The sequence below is a fragment of the Adlercreutzia agrestimuris genome, assembly GCF_943193125.1.
Lineage (GTDB): Bacteria > Actinomycetota > Coriobacteriia > Coriobacteriales > Eggerthellaceae > Xiamenia > Xiamenia agrestimuris.
In genome coordinates this window covers 224590-240136 of the sequence record NZ_CALPCX010000002.1, presented here as the reverse complement: position 1 = coordinate 240136, position 15547 = coordinate 224590, and the positions used below count along the sequence as shown (strand labels likewise).

The window sequence follows — 15547 nt, the reverse complement described above, 5'->3', positions numbered from 1 at the left end:
TTCAATAATGGACACAAAATACTCAGTTTACGCAACTGTAAAGCATAACGTATCTTGCAAATACCGCGCAATATCAACTCTGGACTATTAGCTTAACAAGCGTAACTGCCGGATCTTTTGGGGCGTTAGCAAAGCTGTCGCCAACAAAATTCCTCAAAGCTTCCCATGGGTATGACACCGGATCAGCGCGCCAAGCCTGCAGCATTCCTTGCAATTCCTGTTCGCTCTGCGCAACTATTTCGGGTGCCAAATCAACAGGATTAGCATTCAAACCAGGGGTCGCGCAATAATGATCAATATCCGGCACATAGAAAAAGACTGGCTTTTTGAGAAGATAAGCTTCATACACTATTGACGAATAATCGGTCACCACGCAGTCTGCTGCCTCAAGATTAAGCGGCACCCCTTGCGGAACTTCCTCTCCTATATCAAGCGGATGAAAAGACCAAATTTCCTCAAATTGATTAGGATTAAGATAGCAATCATGACGGCGATAAAGATCTGCAAATGGATGAACAGACTTATCGTATTTTCGAACTGTCGGAGCAAAAAGCACACGAGCTTTGTCTGCAGAATCAAGCTTGACGCCTTTTGCTTCATGCGCAGATTGTTCATCACAAAGCGTCTTATACTCTGGGCGCCCAAGCGGCAAAACGCGTGAAACTGGGTAACCAAAGGCCTCTGCAAAAGGTCTTCGCGCGCCCTCACCCGAACAAATTACCCAGGTATAGTTGCGATGAATCTTGAAGAGTTCCATCTCAGAAAGCGGATGCCCTTCTGCGGTGTCCACTGTTTGGTAGCCAAACTTCTTAAACGCACCAAAGGCATGCCAAAGTTGCACTATCACCGGCTCAACAGGCACTTCATCAAAGCGCACATAATCTTCGCCCGGCTCAACCTCCACCTGCTTTGTCTTAAAATGCAGCAAGCTAATAACCGGGTCATAGCGATCAACAAAGCAAACTTGACACTTCGCAAGATGATAGATTTCTCTCACGACAAGCACAGCATAAGCAAGTGCCGCGCGTTTGGTAAGGCGCTGCGAGAGATATACCACCTGGTATCCCGCGTCCTCATAAGCTTTCCCAATGGCAATAAAGTCATCAGATGGGGTGCTTGCCTGACGCGTAATGAAGAGCACTTCCTCGCGACGACCGCCAAGCCTACAGATGATATAAAGCGCATTAAATAAGAAGGCGGCAATTTTTACGGCAATCTGTTTCACAAAGACACCCAGCTTACGCGTTCCACGCCATGACCACTTTACCCATGGGTTTGCGAATATCAAGCTCAAACGCATCGCTCATCTGGCGCACCGTCTGAACCGGCACGACATCATATACCAAAGCACGCAAGTAATCTGCCACTTCAGGATGGGCGTGATAGAGCTTAATTACTGCTTCAAAGTCTTCGCGCGAACTACGACTATTTCCTACCAATCGCAGTCCCTTTTCAAGCACCATGCGCGTATTGATGGGAACCTGCTGTTCGGTAACACCAAGTAAACTGATGGTTCCCTCGGGCTCAATCACATCAATAATCTGATCTATTGCATCAATAGATCCGCTGCCACCGACACATTCAAAAGCATGATCAACTGACATGCGATTGGCGTTTGCAACCAAACACACCTCGTCAACAAAGGTAAAATCAGCCAATTTAGCAGGGTTTTTGCCAAAGACCACGATGCGCGATGTGGGCTCTAAGATCTTTAAGAGCAATGCAACCAAATATCCTACATTGCCATCTCCCCAAACACCCAGCGTGTCACGCTGCGCATGCGCCGTCTTTTGGAACCGCGCAATAGCTTGATGCGCAACACTCAGCAGCTCAGTAAAGGCCGCGCATTCAGGTGCAATATCTGCCGGAAGAGCAAGTACGCGCTCGGGCGGTAAAAAAAGATACTCTTGCATAAAGCCATCAACACCCGAGCCACAAAACTCAGAAGTGCGTAAATAGTTCTCTGCCACACATGAATTTTCCTCATGCGCTTGGTTTGGAAGCATAACTACCAGTTCGCCCGCTGAAAACGTATTGGTCGGGTCAAAGAGGACCTCACCAACCCCTTCGTGCACCAGTGCCATTGGAAGCTTTTTTGCCAGCACTTCAGGGGCACGCGAGCCCGTATAATAACGAATATCAGCATTGCAAAGCGACAAATAGGTAGGTCGCACAATCACCTGATCGGACAGCGTCACCTCAACTTCAACAGGCTCAAACTGGCGAGGCGCCACTAATCTGTAGACGCGATTAAGCACGCTTATCCTCCATCAGCGCGCGAGCAATGCGCAAATCGTGCGGGTAGGTTATCTTCATGTTTGCCGCATCACCTGCAACAAGCGCCACCGGCTCTTCAGCCAGCACTACCGCCTTGCATGCATCGGTTAACGAATCGCGTTCTTCTTGCGTAAGAGCTTCTAAGCAGCGCTTAAGCAACAAAAGCCGAAAAGACTGAGGTGTCTGACCTTGATAAAGGGCGCTGCGAGGCGGAATAGAGGTAATAACTTCACCTTCCACCGATTCTACAATGGTATCAGTTGCGGGAATAACCGTATCGCATGCTCCAAATTGTGCAGCAGCTTGCAAATTATCCATGATGATACGGTGGTCAACAAACGGGCGAACTGCATCATGGGTTACCAGCAGGGTATCTTCATCAACCGCGAAGCGTTCCTGAACTTCAGCGATTGCCGCACATACCGTATCGTTGCGCGTTGCCCCTCCTGCACACACGATCACTTGCGACGCACAACCGGGCGCATATTTAAGGAGCAGGTCTGTGGTTTGCTGGCGAAGCAGTTCTGGGCACATAATCAGCACTGCGTCGAAGGCGCCTGTTGCCACAAACTTCTCCACCGTATGAACAAACACGGGCTTTTCGCCCAGCATAAGATACTGTTTAGGTTTATCAGCACTTCCCATGCGACTTCCCGAGCCGCCCGCCAGAATTGCTGCAAATGCATTATGAATCACAGGGTTTTGAACCATTGTTTCTCTCCTGGCTTTATCGTGAGCTGGCAGTTTGTTTAGTAATTTGCTTCGTAGTAAGCCGTAGCTTCATCAATGGGCCCATCAAACACTTTTGTACCCTTATCAAGCACAATGCCGCGGCTACAAAACTCCTGTGCCACCGAAGAGGCATGCGTAACAAATAAGACAGTGACATTCTCGTCCATCATAATCTCGCGAATACGATCTATGCATTTACGTTGAAACGCTCGGTCACCCACTGAAAGCGCTTCGTCAACAACAAGAATCTCAGGGTCAATAGCAACAGCAAAGGCAAAGCCCAAGCGCGCCTTCATACCACTTGAGTATGTGCGCATAGGCTGGTCAATATATAAGCCAAGTTCAGCGAAATCAATAATGGCAGGTTCTAATTCCTTAATCTGAGCACGCGTCAGACCCATAATTTGTCCGCGCAGTGCAATGTTTTCACGCCCCGTGAGCTGCATATCAAAACCTGCGGTGAGCTCAAGCAATGCCGAGACGCGACCCTTTACTTCCACCGTGCCTGACGTAGGATGTGTAACACCAGTTACCATCTTGAGTGCCGTAGATTTGCCGGCGCCGTTATGCCCCAAGAAAGCAACAGCTTCACCCTTTTTAATCTCAAAAGAAAGATCTTTGCTAGCATCAACGCTGCCTAAAAAGGAGCCTTTTCGATTGTAGTTAAAAATTCCCAAAAAGCGCCCGCGGTCATTCTTATACAGGTTATAAGTCTTGGTCACATCGTCAAACTTGATAACAACTTCATCGCTTACGCTTGTCTTGTGAAGTTGCTTGGCATCAGCCAATGAAGTGGTTGTTGGCTCATTAGAGGACATCAGCAACCTCCTCATTAAACTTCTTATAAACCCAGACCGTTGCAATAAGCGTAATTACAAACACCACCGCAAACCCAATGCATGCCATAGGGTTATCCCAAAACCATGTCTTGTTATAAAACGCATCACGAAATGCCGTTACAAAAAACGTAATGGGATTAAAGTAGAGCACGTCTTGGATCCACGGGATGGGAACGCTTTTTACATTAAAGATGACACCCGAAAGCCAGAACAGCGGCGTAGAGAGCGCCTGCATCAAATTAGCCACGTCTTTGCTAATTGCCGATAACTGCGAAAACAGAATAGAAACCAAATCCCAAAACACAAACATCATAATCAGCAGAATTGGCACTTGGAGCAGATACAAATCAAAGGGCTGCCCGCACGCAAAGTAAATAATAAAAAGCACTGCCATGAGCATAAGCTGAATGATCATGGTTGCCAATGTAAAGATAGTAGAGATGCCACTTAAAGGAAACTTGATCTTATTAACAAGGTAAGGATAACGGTGCATCACATCTATGCCCGCACCAAGCATATCCTGCATAAAAAACCACGGGATAATGCCAGCACAAAGCCACAAAATGAAGGGGGCAGACCCTGAAGCTTCTGAGCTACCAACACGCAAGCCCATGTCAAGGGCAAACCAGAAGCAAAAGATATACATGCCTGGCTTGATAAGAAACCACGCCCAGCTTAAAACTGCACCACGTGATTTTTTCATCAACTCAAAAACTGCTAGGCGACCAATTTGCTTTCGCCATTCCCAGTTATCTTTAAGAATTGTTGCTAGGGTAGAAAACACGCCACTCCGTTCAACAAGTCGTCATCAAAGCCACTATCATAGCACACTCGCTAGTTCTTTAATTGCGGCTCCTCCACAACCCCACGAGGGTCTTCTCCGCTATCTACCAGCGCTATAAGCTCTTTCCACGTATCATCATCCTGATCAATAACCCACAAACCGTCCTTGTTTTCGCCACCAGCGTAAGGACCCGTACACGAGTAAATAGTTACTTCATCTTTGTGGGTCACAAAATCAAGAACAAGCGCAGTCATTTCATCCATAGGAAGGTTGGTAGAAGTGTATTCCTCTAAATCAGCCACACTCTTATTTGCTTCAAGGTCATTTTGATTGAGCACTTTTTCAATCATTGCAACTTCAAGACTCCGCACATTGTTTTGGCGAATAGCATCCTGATCTTCCACATACTCTTTACGAGCCCGAGCAAAAACAAGCGCTTCAGAACCGTCAAGTGTTTGATTGTTTCCCTCTTTAACTGTCACATTTTCAGCGGTACTCGGATCAGGCACCGTAATAGTGCGCGGAACATCCACTTTCAAACCGCCAAGCGCATCAATGAGTTTTTCATACTCCGTAAAGGTTGTCATCATGTAGTTTTGAATGGTCAACCCGGTAAGTGACTCTACCACCTCAACAACCTTACGAGGATCGTTGTCAATAAGTGCGTCGTTTATTTTGTCGCTTCTGCCTGCAAGCTGAGTATCACGCGGAATAGTTACTAACGTAATGGTATAGGTTTCTGGATCTACACGCATGAGTGTCATGATGTCTGAATGCTGATCAAGTTGAGCGTGTTCGGTTGCTTTGCCGGTGTAGAGCGCTGTTCCTTTGCGCGAGTCAGAACCAATGAGCAGCACATAAAATGGTTCCACTTCCACTTCATCCACATCTGCCGAAGGAGCAACAATTTCCTCATCATCTCCTGCGAGTTGATTCAAGCCAGACACCAGACCGATAAAAGCAGCAGCGAAAACGACAACCCAAACTACCGCAAGTATTGCATTGTGGGTTGATGAATGCTTTCTTTTCTCTTGTGCTTGCTGATCTCGGTTTTCTTCAGCACATGGTTGTTCATCTTTACTCATGCAACCCACCTCCTACTTGCGGCTCCACGGCACGCGCGGACCGGTCTTTCCGCGGTTGTCATAGTGGTGGCGAAGAACGGGTTTAAACAAACCAAACTTCCAAATAACAAAGAATACTACTACACCCAAAATAAAGAGAATTGCCCAACGCATGGGTCCTGATACACCAACCATCAGACAGCCCATAATAGCTAGCGCCGCTGAGCAGAGCCACAAAACCGCAACTGAGCGCTTCTGCGACAAACCGGCACGCATAAGGCGGTGATGAACATGCCCCATGTCTGCTTGATCAACAGGCTGATGCCCTCGTAAGCGACGAATGACTGCCGAAGCGGTATCCAACACGGGAACACCAGCAATCACGAGCGGTACAAGCATGACAATAAAGCCTTGTGTGCGCACAACTCCCGCCACCGAGATGATACCAAGCACCAACCCAAGAAGAAGAGAGCCCGAGTCTCCCATGAAAACCGATGCTGGGAAGAAATTGAAGCGCAAAAACGCAAGACACACTGCAATAAGCGCAATGCATGCCAGCGCAAGCGTAACTGAACCACGAATAAGCACCAAATAAAGCAAGCTGCAGGCTACAATTGCAACCAGCCCCGAGGCAAGACCATCAAGACCATCAATAAGATTGGTGATATTTACGAAGATGACCAAATAGGCAATAGTAAGAGGATAGTCTATCCAGCCAAGCGCAACATATTCGCTTGAGATAACAGCACGAACACCACCAATAGTCACACCAGCAAGCACCACTACAAGCGCAGCTAGAATTTGTCCTGCTAGCTTAATTCCGGGCGAAAGCTGAGTGATATCGTCCACCAGCCCCACGGCAAACATAATGGTTACGCCTACATAAAGCACCAGGTAGTTAACGTTATTAAGCACGTAAAGATCGTGGAATTCCCAACCGGCAAATCGCACACCAATAAAAATGGTAAAACACGCCGCTATGAGTCCCACATAAAGCGCAATTCCGCCACAGCGCGGGATAGGCGCACGATTCACGCGACGGTTTCCTGGATAATCAATTGCACCAAGACGCCAGGCAATATGCTTAGATACAGGCACCATGAGATATGTGACAACAAATGCCACTGCAAATACTATTGCTCCCTGGTACCATTCCATAAACCGCCCTTATCATTTGAGGCACTTACGAGATGAGCAAAACATCTCAAACTCTCTAAGTATATCACGAGCTCTTTCGACCAAATAATCCGAAGCCTCTTTTTCGTGCTGGCGCATTTTCAGAAACCACAACATAGTGATCAAAAACGTCTTCAAGAGATTGAGATAAGCTCCCAGCTGAAGACCATCCAAACTGCTCCATAAACCTCGTTGCATCAAGTGACGTATTTTGCCAAGGGCAATCATAGTTGACACTAAACGATGACTGATACCCATGTCGCTTTGCGATGTCTGACATGGTGCGCAAGATGTAATCATAGGTATAACCCTCACGCTGAGATCCTACGTTATACACGCTTTCCCAAGTGCTCGGATCCGACTCTGCTACGGCTATCAGCGCATCGCTTGCATCTTGATAGGTAATCAGTCCATATATTTGTTCGTAACCATGAGCTACAAAAGGCTTTCCAGACGTCGCTTGTTTTATCAAATTATTAATAAAACCTGGATTAGAGTTTTCCCCATAAAGCGTAGCCATGCGAAGCGAAGTATGCGCAATGTCACCCAAAATGCCATCACATATCATCTCGGCAGCGTATATGCCCATACCAAAGATACTGTCTGGATTAACGGGTTCTTCTTCAGTTGCCGCCTGGTCACGAGCAGATGAATATACGCGCTGAGACGAAACCATTACAAATGAATCAACACCAGCTTCGCGCGCAGTTAAGCAAAGATCTTTAGTAAAGCGAAGCCCTTCAGCTATATTGCTACCCTTTTCAGTTTGAGGAAAAGAGCAATCAAACACCATGTCGACAGGCTGCATGGCTAACTGGGCTGAATCGGTAAGTTCAATCACCGTATTATTATTCGCTGTTAATTTTTCCGCGAACAGTTTTCCTAGCGTGGTATTAATACCCGCTATTGCAATAGTTTTACCCATTTGTCCCTCTTTCAGCCTGAAAACAGGTTTATTCAAATACGATAGTTAGGTGCAAGTTTGCTACAAACTATCCAAATAAGTATGCGGCAACTGATGTGCAAAAACAACAAGCCCCCATCAAAACCTATTAAAGACTCTGCGCTATGTTAGTCTACTAAAAAGAATTGCAATATTATGAAAGGGTTTGCATTATGAATGCCTCATCCCCTACAAACGCTGATTACACGCGCGAATACTTCGACATCATCAACAGCCTCAATGGCGACATTGCAAGCAGGCGCAACGCACTTGCGTATATGGAAAACTCCACCGCTATTGTGCATCATCGCGTAGTGGCTTGTTCATTTGTGCCTCGCCTCTTTAATCAGCAGACGTTTGATGCTATGAAAACCACCTCAGAAATGGCGCATCGCATTCTGTGCAAGGTCATACAGCACTATCTGGATGATCCCGAATACCGCGCTGCTTTTGATTTTGATCCGCGCCTTGAGGAGCTAATTATATTGCCGCGTGGCTATGACTCTCTCTTGCCTTTTGCGCGCGTTGATACGTTTTTGGACGAGAACGATTATCGCGTCAAATTCTGCGAGTTCAATGGTGATGGCTCATCTGGCATGAACGAAAACCGCGAAATCACCCACTCGGTTGAACTTTCGCAAAGCTTTGCTGATTTCGCCTCGCATCATACTGTGCAGCGCTGCGAGCTCTTTGAAACCTGGGTACAAAAGTTCATCAACATCTATAACACCTACGAGCATAAAGTTGATCATCCGCGTTTTGCTATCTGCGATTACTTGGAAAATGGCGTAGTGGACGAATTCCATATATACGCTCAGCTTTTCCGCGACCATGGCTATGACTGCGTGGTGGCTGATGTGCGCGACCTTTCATTCGATGGAGAAGTGCTCAGTGACGGCGAAGGCAAACGCGTAGACGCCATCTGGCGACGCTGCGTAACCAATGACGTCATAGACTATTGGGATGACTCTCAAGATCTCATTGAAGCGGTTCGCGCGGAAAAGGTTGCTCTGATTGGGAGCTTTGCCGGACATATTGTGCATGATAAGCAGATTTTCGACGTACTGTTCGACCGTCGTACACAAGAATTTTTAACGGGCGAAGAGATTTCATTTGTTGAGCAGACAGTGCCTATGACGGCATTCCTGAACGATGACGAGGTTAATTTAGAGCAAATTCGCGCGCATAAAGACGAATGGATTATCAAGCCGACCGACCACTATGGAGCTGACGACGTTTGGGCAGGATGCATGGTTGATCAGGATAAATGGGAAGAACTTATCGATAAGTTCGCCAACGAGGCAGCCGGCTTCCCCTTTATCGTGCAACGCTATATCACACCCTTCAAAACTGAAACACTGCCCCCTGATACCGACATTGCGCACCTTGCCGATGACCAGGTGTCATCTCAGCCTCACCTCTACAATAATCTCAATGGTCTTTATTTGTTTGATGGCGAGTTTGCTGGCGTATTCTCGCGTCTTGGACCACTACCAACAATTTCAAAGCAACTCAAGGGCATTACTGCAGCTACCATTTGGGTTGATTGTGCGCCCGATGCTTTTACGCGACCGTGCGATATTGAGGTGAACGAGTGAGCAAAAAATCCGCAAACCAAAAAGGAGTAGCAGCCCCAAAACGCCCATTGGGCTTTGCGGGGGCCCTTATCTGTGTGCTGGCTACGCTTTTTTTGGCGGTGAGTTTCATATATATAGGTTTTGAAGTATGCGCAACTCCCGATATAACCACACGCCTGCTTGCTTCCGCCTTCAGCAATGACGCCGATTCTCCTTTTACTAAAGAGCAGTTAGTAGACGCAGCCGTTGTCAGCAAAGACTACACGGTGGGAAGCCACAACGAACAAGAAACCCTTGACATGATGGCTCTGCTTAATGGGAGAGACACACCTGCAACCGCCGACGCCCTTGCTGACCTAGACGACACCCACATTCTTTCTACTGATGCACTTAGCCATCTTGATGACGTTTTTTATGTGGTGCAAGACGCACGTGTGTGGTTACGCGTGATCTGTGCGCTTGCTCTCTTTTTGTGTATAGTCTGCGCATTTACGGGCGGCAAGCGACGCCTAGGCGCAGTCCTCACATGGACCGGATGGCTTGTCGTTGGCCTCTTTGCTGCTTTGGCTCTATGGGTTGCAATTGACTTTAATGGCTTTTTCGCCGCTTTTCATTCGCTCTTTTTTGCGGCCGGAACATGGACATTTGCCTGGGATTCACTTTTGATCTGCATGTACCCACCTAATTTTTGGATTGGCATGGGAGTCGTCTGGCTTGTTGTTACCGTATTCCTTTCAATCGCAGCAATTTTCATAGGCAACCACCTCCGCAAAGCTTAGGCTTGTGTGTGGTAGTATTTTCGTCAATCAGATACTTCAAATGAACACGAAGGAAGGACGTTCATGACTGATAAGGACAAGAAGGTTCGTGTACGATTTGCACCTTCGCCAACAGGACGCTTACACGTCGGAGGCGCGCGCACCGCAATCTATAATTGGGCTTTTGCAAAGGCCACAGGCGGTGATTTCATTTTACGCATTGAAGACACGGATCCTGAGCGCTCAACACCGGAAAACACGCAAGTCATCTTAAATGCCATGAATTGGCTAGGGCTTGAGTGGGATGAAGGTCCCCTTGTTGGCGGCTCAACAGGTCCTTACTTCCAAACCCAGCGTATGGACACCTACCGCGACGCACTGGAGCGTCTCAAAGAACGCGGCGCAGTCTATCCTTGTTTTTGCACCAAAGAAGAGCTTGACGCAAAGCGAGAAGCAGCCGAGAAGGAACATGGTGGATACGCAGGATACGATCGCACCTGCCGCTCACTTGATCCCGCCGAAGCGCAGGCACGTATTGATGCAGGTGAAGCGCATGTATGGCGCCTTAAAGTGCCGCTGGATCATGGTCCTATTGAGTTCGTTGATGCCGTATATGGCCCGATGAGCTTTCCCGCTGATGTCATGGACGACATGATTGTTGTTCGCAGCGATGGAACACCAACCTATAACTTCGCCGTGGTCTGCGACGATGCAAACATGGGCATCACGCACGTCATTCGCGGCGACGATCACCTTTCAAACACGCCGCGCCAAATCCTCATTTATGAGGCGCTTGGTTTTGACATCCCAACCTTTGCCCACCTCTCTATGATCTTAGGCCCAGATGGCAAGAAACTCTCTAAGCGCCACGGAGCGGCATCGGTTGAAGAATTCCGCGATCGCGGCTATCTACCTGATGCTATGGTGAACTTCTTGGCGCTTTTAGGTTGGTCGCTTGATGGTGAAACTACAATCATCACGCGTGATGTGCTTTGCAAAGAGTTCTCGCTTGATCGCATTACCAAAAAAGACGCTGTTTTTGACGAGACGAAACTTGACTGGATGAACGGCGTCTATATCCGCGAAATGCCTGCCGAGGCGTGGGTTGAAGCAGCAACACCTTGGCTGATTCGCGCATTCTGTGGATGCAGTGCTGATCAAGAGCCCACCGACGAAGAAGCTGTTTTAGGTGCAGCAGACATTGAAGTGCGACCTGAATGGTACGAGTCACTCTACCCGCTTGTTGCCGAACGCCTGGTTCGTCTTGACGAAATTCCCGAGAAGCTTGCTTTTATGTTCTGGGGCGATGAAGTAAAAACCCTTGACGAAAAAAGCGTCCAAAAGGTGCTTCTCAAGGAGGGCGCTCGCGCTGATGAGGCGCTTCGTGCATGCAGAGAAGTACTTGCTGACCCCTCTCTTGCTTGGGAAGCCGAGCCGCTCCAAGAAGCTTGCCGTGCACTCTGTGAGCCACTAGACATCAAGCCAAAGTTTCTGTTCCAACCGCTTCGCGTAGCAGTATGCGGCAACATGGTATCTCCGCCGCTTTTTGAGAGCATAGAGCTTTTGCCGCGCGAAGATATATTGGCACGCATCGACAACGTGTATAACCAAGTTTTCGGCGCATAAATGGACGACAGCAACACCATATTAGTTCTTCAAGACTATTGCATTCGCATGAGGGGTGCCAGCTGTGAGCGTTGCTCGCTGGCATGCCCTCATGCTGCTATCACCTACGCAGAAAATGAACGCCCTACTATCAACCTTGATACTTGCAGCAACTGCGGGATCTGTTTGGGTATTTGTGACGCTTTCACTTCTACACGCGTTACCATGATTGACCTTCATGCACGCATGCGCCGCATAGCACTCCGCGGCGAAGAGGTCATAATTACCTGCGGGGTATACGTTGATGCAGCCATAGAAGCTGGTAGTATTACAGCAGCTGATGAGCTTGCCCACAATGTGGTTGTGCTGCCTTGCATAGCAGCGCTTTCTCCTGAGTTTTGGACCGTGCTTCTCTCTGAGGATCTCACCGTTTCAGTAGCCTGTGATCTTGGGCTTTGCGATGTATGCACACGCGCCCCTGGTATGGGCGAGCCTCTTTTTACGCATGCAATTGCCGAAGCGGAACGCTGGTGTAGTACCGCAGTTGGTTTTTCCGAATATCTCCCTGAAAAGGAAAATCTTGTTCGCGGCCTGGCAAACACTGAAAGCGTTGATCGGCGAAGCGTGTTTACCAACCTTGCATCCGATGTATCCGACATCACATCAGGCAGACGCCGACTTCGCAATTCTGAAACACTACAAAAGTTTTACGAGCAAAAGGAGCGCGCTCGCGCACGCGCTCAACTGCAACTCAACGATGTAGGACACCTTAACAATTTCGCACCACTAGGGCGCGTCAAGCAAACCATGTGGCCAAAACGCCAACTCCTCTTAGAAGCATTGGACAGAAAGCCTGAAATTGGCACGCGAATAACGCTGGCAATTTCTGAAACTGATCTGGATATGTGCACCAACGATCTTGCATGCACGCGCGTGTGTCCAAGTTCTGCGCGCTATCCTGATCCGTCCACCGGCCAGCTGGTATACGATCCGCGCTACTGCATTGCATGTGATCTTTGCGTGGGCGCGTGCCCTCAAAAAGCAATAACTATTGTCGAAAAACCAGCTAGCTCACTTCATGACGACACAGAATGATCTCCTCATAAGTGAACTGAGGCGAATTCGCAAACCTTCAATCATGTTGACACAAGCGAAGCAGCACAAATAGCTTACAATCTATACCGCCGTGCGCCAGACATCGGTCGCACACGACAACACTCAAGCCTATCAATAAACAGCGAGGTTATTTGTGAGCAAGCAAACGAGCACCACTCGTGCAACGAACTGGGATCTTTTACGCGCTTTAGCTATGTTTTTAGTGGTTGTCACGCATGCATCGGGCTACCTCGGTCCGATCCATGGACAGGGCACCCACGGTCTTGTTTCAGCGGCGGCGCTCATTTGCGACCCTATCTTTTTTGCGCTCTCGGGTTATTTCGCCATCAAACCTATGAGACGAAACCTGAAGAGCTACTACCTCAATAAAGTATGCACTATCATCTTGCCGCTTATTCTCTACTCAATCTTGCTTTATTGCTACACAACGCGATTAAGCGGGATTTCGCTTGGTGATTACTTTTTATACTTTTCTAACATTTTGGCTGGTGGCTGGTGGTTTATACCCGCATTGATCCCCTGCCTTGTTGCAGCGCCTTTTATTACCAAAGGCTTCGAGGCGCTTTCCGATAAACAGATACTCATTTTAGGAATAGTGCTTGGGGCACTTTTCTGCTCAGGTGCAATTTTTACGTATCTTTCCTGGCTATTTGCGTCTTGGGGAATTGAGACGCTTTCTAACTTCTCGTCTCTTATGCTCAATCTCGTGCCGCCATCAATTCTGGTCCGCGAGCCTGCTTACTTTGAGTTTTTCCTACTGGGCGGCATTTATCGCCGTCTTGCCCCTCATATCAGCAAAAAGGTCAGCACACGAATCATCCTTGCTGGTCTTTTATGCTGGGCAACTGATGTTCACTTCGCCTATTACGGCATTCCGCGCCAAGATCCAAGCTACTTCTGGCTCTTTATTGCGTTTGCGGCAATGGCACTTTGTGATCGCATTCGCATCAGTGCGCCTACAGCCCAAAAGGTTATCTCGTGGGCAGCGCAACGTTCCTATTCCATCTATCTTTTGCAATACACCACGCTGGCCATTGCGGCGGGGCTTTTTTATGAGCAATCTGTTTTTGGCGTAATTGCCGACATGGCTGCGCCTTTCCGCATTCTGCTTTGGGTTGCCATGATTTTGATGGCTTACCTTCTTGCCCTTGCCGTTGCCAGTCTTGTGGATCCTTTTGTGCTCAAGCCTTTGCAAAATCTCTTCAATAAAGTCAGTGCGAAGTGGCTTACACCCAAAGAACCCGCTTTGCAAACACCCCCTGCTGACAAACCCCCAACACCCAAGCTTTAAGCTGAGAATTGTGTAGGCAATGTGCGTCTTTTAGCAAACTGTGCATCCACTTTGCTTCATTAAGAATATACTTATTGTTACATTTATGAAGTAATAGCTTTGCGTATTTGGAGTCATTATTTCTTCGATAATTCTCCTTCCTACGCCTAATCATACACTCTATATTTCCAGCTTACAGGGGCATTACTATGACAGTAACAAACAGCGCAGCGCCTTCAATGGATCGCTTTAATCTTGATTCCACATACTTCATTGCGTTCGAAATGGCACATGAAGCATTGCTTCGCGGACTAAATAGCGCAAGTGATTTGAACGTTACGCAATATCGCATTCTCACTAAACTACTTCAAGCTGGAAAACCTTTTAGTCAGGGCAAGCTCGGTACCATTTTGGATCTGAAAGCCAACGTCGTGACACAGGGCGTTAACGCTCTTGCAGAGCACGGCTTTGTCAATCGCGAAGCAGGCTCTAAAGATGGACGTACACGTATGCTTTCAATCACCCCTGAAGGTGAAAAGCATGTTTCAGTAGTGAATGACGCTATTGTCGAGAGCCTTTATTCGCACTTCCCTACCGAAAACCCTACCTACCGCACCATTTTAGAAGCAGCAGTTTCAGCTGCTGCCCAAATTGAACCGCCGCTGAATGGAACCATTGCAAAACGTTTCCCCGCCACACGTTCGCTCGTTTCCATCGAGCTTGTTCGTGCAGAAACCGAGCGTACGCTGCGTGAAGCAACAGGGGCTTCCATGAACGAATGTCGTATCGTACAGCGGTTAGGAGAAAGCAACCACCCGGTACGCATTGGCGCGCTTGCCGAAGCGCTCCATATCTCTCCAGTCAACGCAGCGCGTGCCGTTGAAAGACTTGCGCAGCGCGGTTGGGTAAAGCGTCTCAAGTCTCCCAAAGACAAAAAAGCAGTATATGCCGCGCTCACCGAAGAAGGCATCTACGAGGGCTTTCTCATCAGCGCAACCGTCAACGAGCTTGCCGCGAATAAGCTCTGGAAACATCTTACTCCTGATCAACGCAGCGCCATTGAGCAAGTAGGCCATGTTGTTGTTGCTGATCTTGATGCTCAACGCCAGGCACAAGAGCTTGCCGAGATAGATCAGCTACAAGAGGTCTAGTTGCACTACCACCATCCGCATGCGTGGTGCGCATCATGCCTGGTACGCGTTCCCAGTTCGCACGCGTGATAAAATTTGCAATAAAACACCAAACTTTGGCAGGAAATGTGCCCAATTAGGCGGATTGGGCCTCAAATTGGCTGGAAAAGTCGCCAATTAGGTGGGTCAACCTTCAAAAACCGCCTAATCGTACACATTCCCTGCCACACTTCGCCAAAAACCGCCATATTTTAGTTCAGCGCTGTAACAAAATTC

14 protein-coding genes are annotated in these 15547 nt (G+C 48.1%); 6 read left to right on the top strand and 8 right to left on the bottom strand.

Annotation, left to right across the window (positions count from 1 at the left end; all coding sequences use genetic code 11):
• Positions 1–73: 73 nt before the first annotated feature.
• The 8 genes from NFR28_RS04195 to NFR28_RS04160 form a co-directional block, all read right to left on the bottom strand.
• A complete protein-coding gene (locus NFR28_RS04195; protein ID WP_251178574.1) occupies positions 74–1225 on the bottom strand; it encodes a CDP-glycerol glycerophosphotransferase family protein in 1152 nt (383 codons plus the stop codon).
• Between the two features lie 13 nt (positions 1226–1238).
• Positions 1239–2258 (bottom strand): alcohol dehydrogenase catalytic domain-containing protein, encoded by a 1020-nt coding sequence (locus NFR28_RS04190; protein WP_251178573.1) that lies wholly within the window; start codon positions 2256–2258, stop codon positions 1239–1241.
• Positions 2251–2988 carry an IspD/TarI family cytidylyltransferase gene (locus NFR28_RS04185; RefSeq protein WP_251178572.1) on the bottom strand — a complete coding sequence of 246 codons (738 nt, stop codon included), beginning with the start codon at positions 2986–2988 and terminating at the stop codon, positions 2251–2253. The genes NFR28_RS04190 and NFR28_RS04185 overlap by 8 nt, the downstream gene beginning before the upstream one ends.
• A 38-nt stretch (positions 2989–3026) precedes the next feature.
• On the bottom strand, positions 3027–3827 hold the full coding sequence (locus NFR28_RS04180; protein ID WP_251178571.1) for an ABC transporter ATP-binding protein: 801 nt from the start codon (positions 3825–3827) through the stop codon (positions 3027–3029).
• Positions 3817–4632 carry an ABC transporter permease gene (locus tag NFR28_RS04175; RefSeq protein WP_251178570.1) on the bottom strand — a complete coding sequence of 272 codons (816 nt, stop codon included), beginning with the start codon at positions 4630–4632 and terminating at the stop codon, positions 3817–3819. The genes NFR28_RS04180 and NFR28_RS04175 overlap by 11 nt, the downstream gene beginning before the upstream one ends.
• 50 nt (positions 4633–4682) lie before the next feature.
• Positions 4683–5717 carry an LCP family protein gene (locus NFR28_RS04170; RefSeq protein WP_251178569.1) on the bottom strand — a complete coding sequence of 345 codons (1035 nt, stop codon included), beginning with the start codon at positions 5715–5717 and terminating at the stop codon, positions 4683–4685.
• A 12-nt stretch (positions 5718–5729) separates the two neighbouring features.
• Positions 5730–6854, bottom strand: coding sequence for a glycosyltransferase family 4 protein (locus NFR28_RS04165; RefSeq protein WP_251178568.1), 1125 nt, complete (start codon positions 6852–6854; stop codon positions 5730–5732).
• Positions 6855–6918: 64 nt separating this feature from the next.
• Entirely contained in the window at positions 6919–7797 is an 879-nt protein-coding gene (locus tag NFR28_RS04160; protein ID WP_251178567.1) for an NAD-dependent epimerase/dehydratase family protein, read from the bottom strand.
• Positions 7798–7988: 191 nt separating this feature from the next.
• Here NFR28_RS04160 and NFR28_RS04155 point away from each other — a divergent pair, with 191 nt between their 5' ends.
• From NFR28_RS04155 to NFR28_RS04130, 6 genes are all read left to right on the top strand, one after another.
• Positions 7989–9413: an ATP-grasp domain-containing protein gene (locus NFR28_RS04155; protein ID WP_251178566.1), complete on the top strand. Its 1425-nt coding sequence runs from the start codon at positions 7989–7991 to the stop codon at positions 9411–9413.
• Positions 9410–10171: a lipoprotein intramolecular transacylase Lit gene (locus NFR28_RS04150; RefSeq protein ID WP_251178565.1), complete on the top strand. Its 762-nt coding sequence runs from the start codon at positions 9410–9412 to the stop codon at positions 10169–10171. Before NFR28_RS04155 ends, NFR28_RS04150 begins: the two co-directional genes overlap by 4 nt.
• A gap of 63 nt (positions 10172–10234) precedes the next feature.
• Entirely contained in the window at positions 10235–11776 is a 1542-nt protein-coding gene (gltX, locus tag NFR28_RS04145; protein ID WP_251178564.1) for a glutamate--tRNA ligase, read from the top strand.
• A complete protein-coding gene (locus NFR28_RS04140) occupies positions 11777–12850 on the top strand; it encodes a 4Fe-4S binding protein (protein WP_251178563.1) in 1074 nt (357 codons plus the stop codon).
• 154 nt (positions 12851–13004) lie between these two features.
• Positions 13005–14162, top strand: coding sequence for an acyltransferase (locus NFR28_RS04135; RefSeq protein ID WP_251178562.1), 1158 nt, complete (start codon positions 13005–13007; stop codon positions 14160–14162).
• Between the two features lie 188 nt (positions 14163–14350).
• Entirely contained in the window at positions 14351–15292 is a 942-nt protein-coding gene (locus tag NFR28_RS04130) for a MarR family transcriptional regulator (RefSeq protein WP_251178561.1), read from the top strand.
• The last annotated feature ends 255 nt before the right edge of the window (positions 15293–15547 follow it).

Excerpts from the sequence above, each read along its gene's own strand:
- NFR28_RS04185 (WP_251178572.1), bottom strand. The coding sequence starts at position 2,988 with ATGGTTCAAAACCCTGTGATTCATAATGCATTTGCAGCAATTCTGGCG.
- NFR28_RS04180 (WP_251178571.1), bottom strand. The coding sequence starts at position 3,827 with ATGTCCTCTAATGAGCCAACAACCACTTCATTGGCTGATGCCAAGCAA.
- NFR28_RS04170 (WP_251178569.1), bottom strand. The coding sequence starts at position 5,717 with ATGAGTAAAGATGAACAACCATGTGCTGAAGAAAACCGAGATCAGCAA.
- NFR28_RS04165 (WP_251178568.1), bottom strand. The coding sequence starts at position 6,854 with ATGGAATGGTACCAGGGAGCAATAGTATTTGCAGTGGCATTTGTTGTC.
- NFR28_RS04160 (WP_251178567.1), bottom strand. The coding sequence starts at position 7,797 with ATGGGTAAAACTATTGCAATAGCGGGTATTAATACCACGCTAGGAAAA.
- NFR28_RS04155 (WP_251178566.1), top strand. The coding sequence starts at position 7,989 with ATGAATGCCTCATCCCCTACAAACGCTGATTACACGCGCGAATACTTC.
- gltX (WP_251178564.1), top strand. The coding sequence starts at position 10,235 with ATGACTGATAAGGACAAGAAGGTTCGTGTACGATTTGCACCTTCGCCA.
- NFR28_RS04140 (WP_251178563.1), top strand. The coding sequence starts at position 11,777 with ATGGACGACAGCAACACCATATTAGTTCTTCAAGACTATTGCATTCGC.
- NFR28_RS04130 (WP_251178561.1), top strand. The coding sequence starts at position 14,351 with ATGACAGTAACAAACAGCGCAGCGCCTTCAATGGATCGCTTTAATCTT.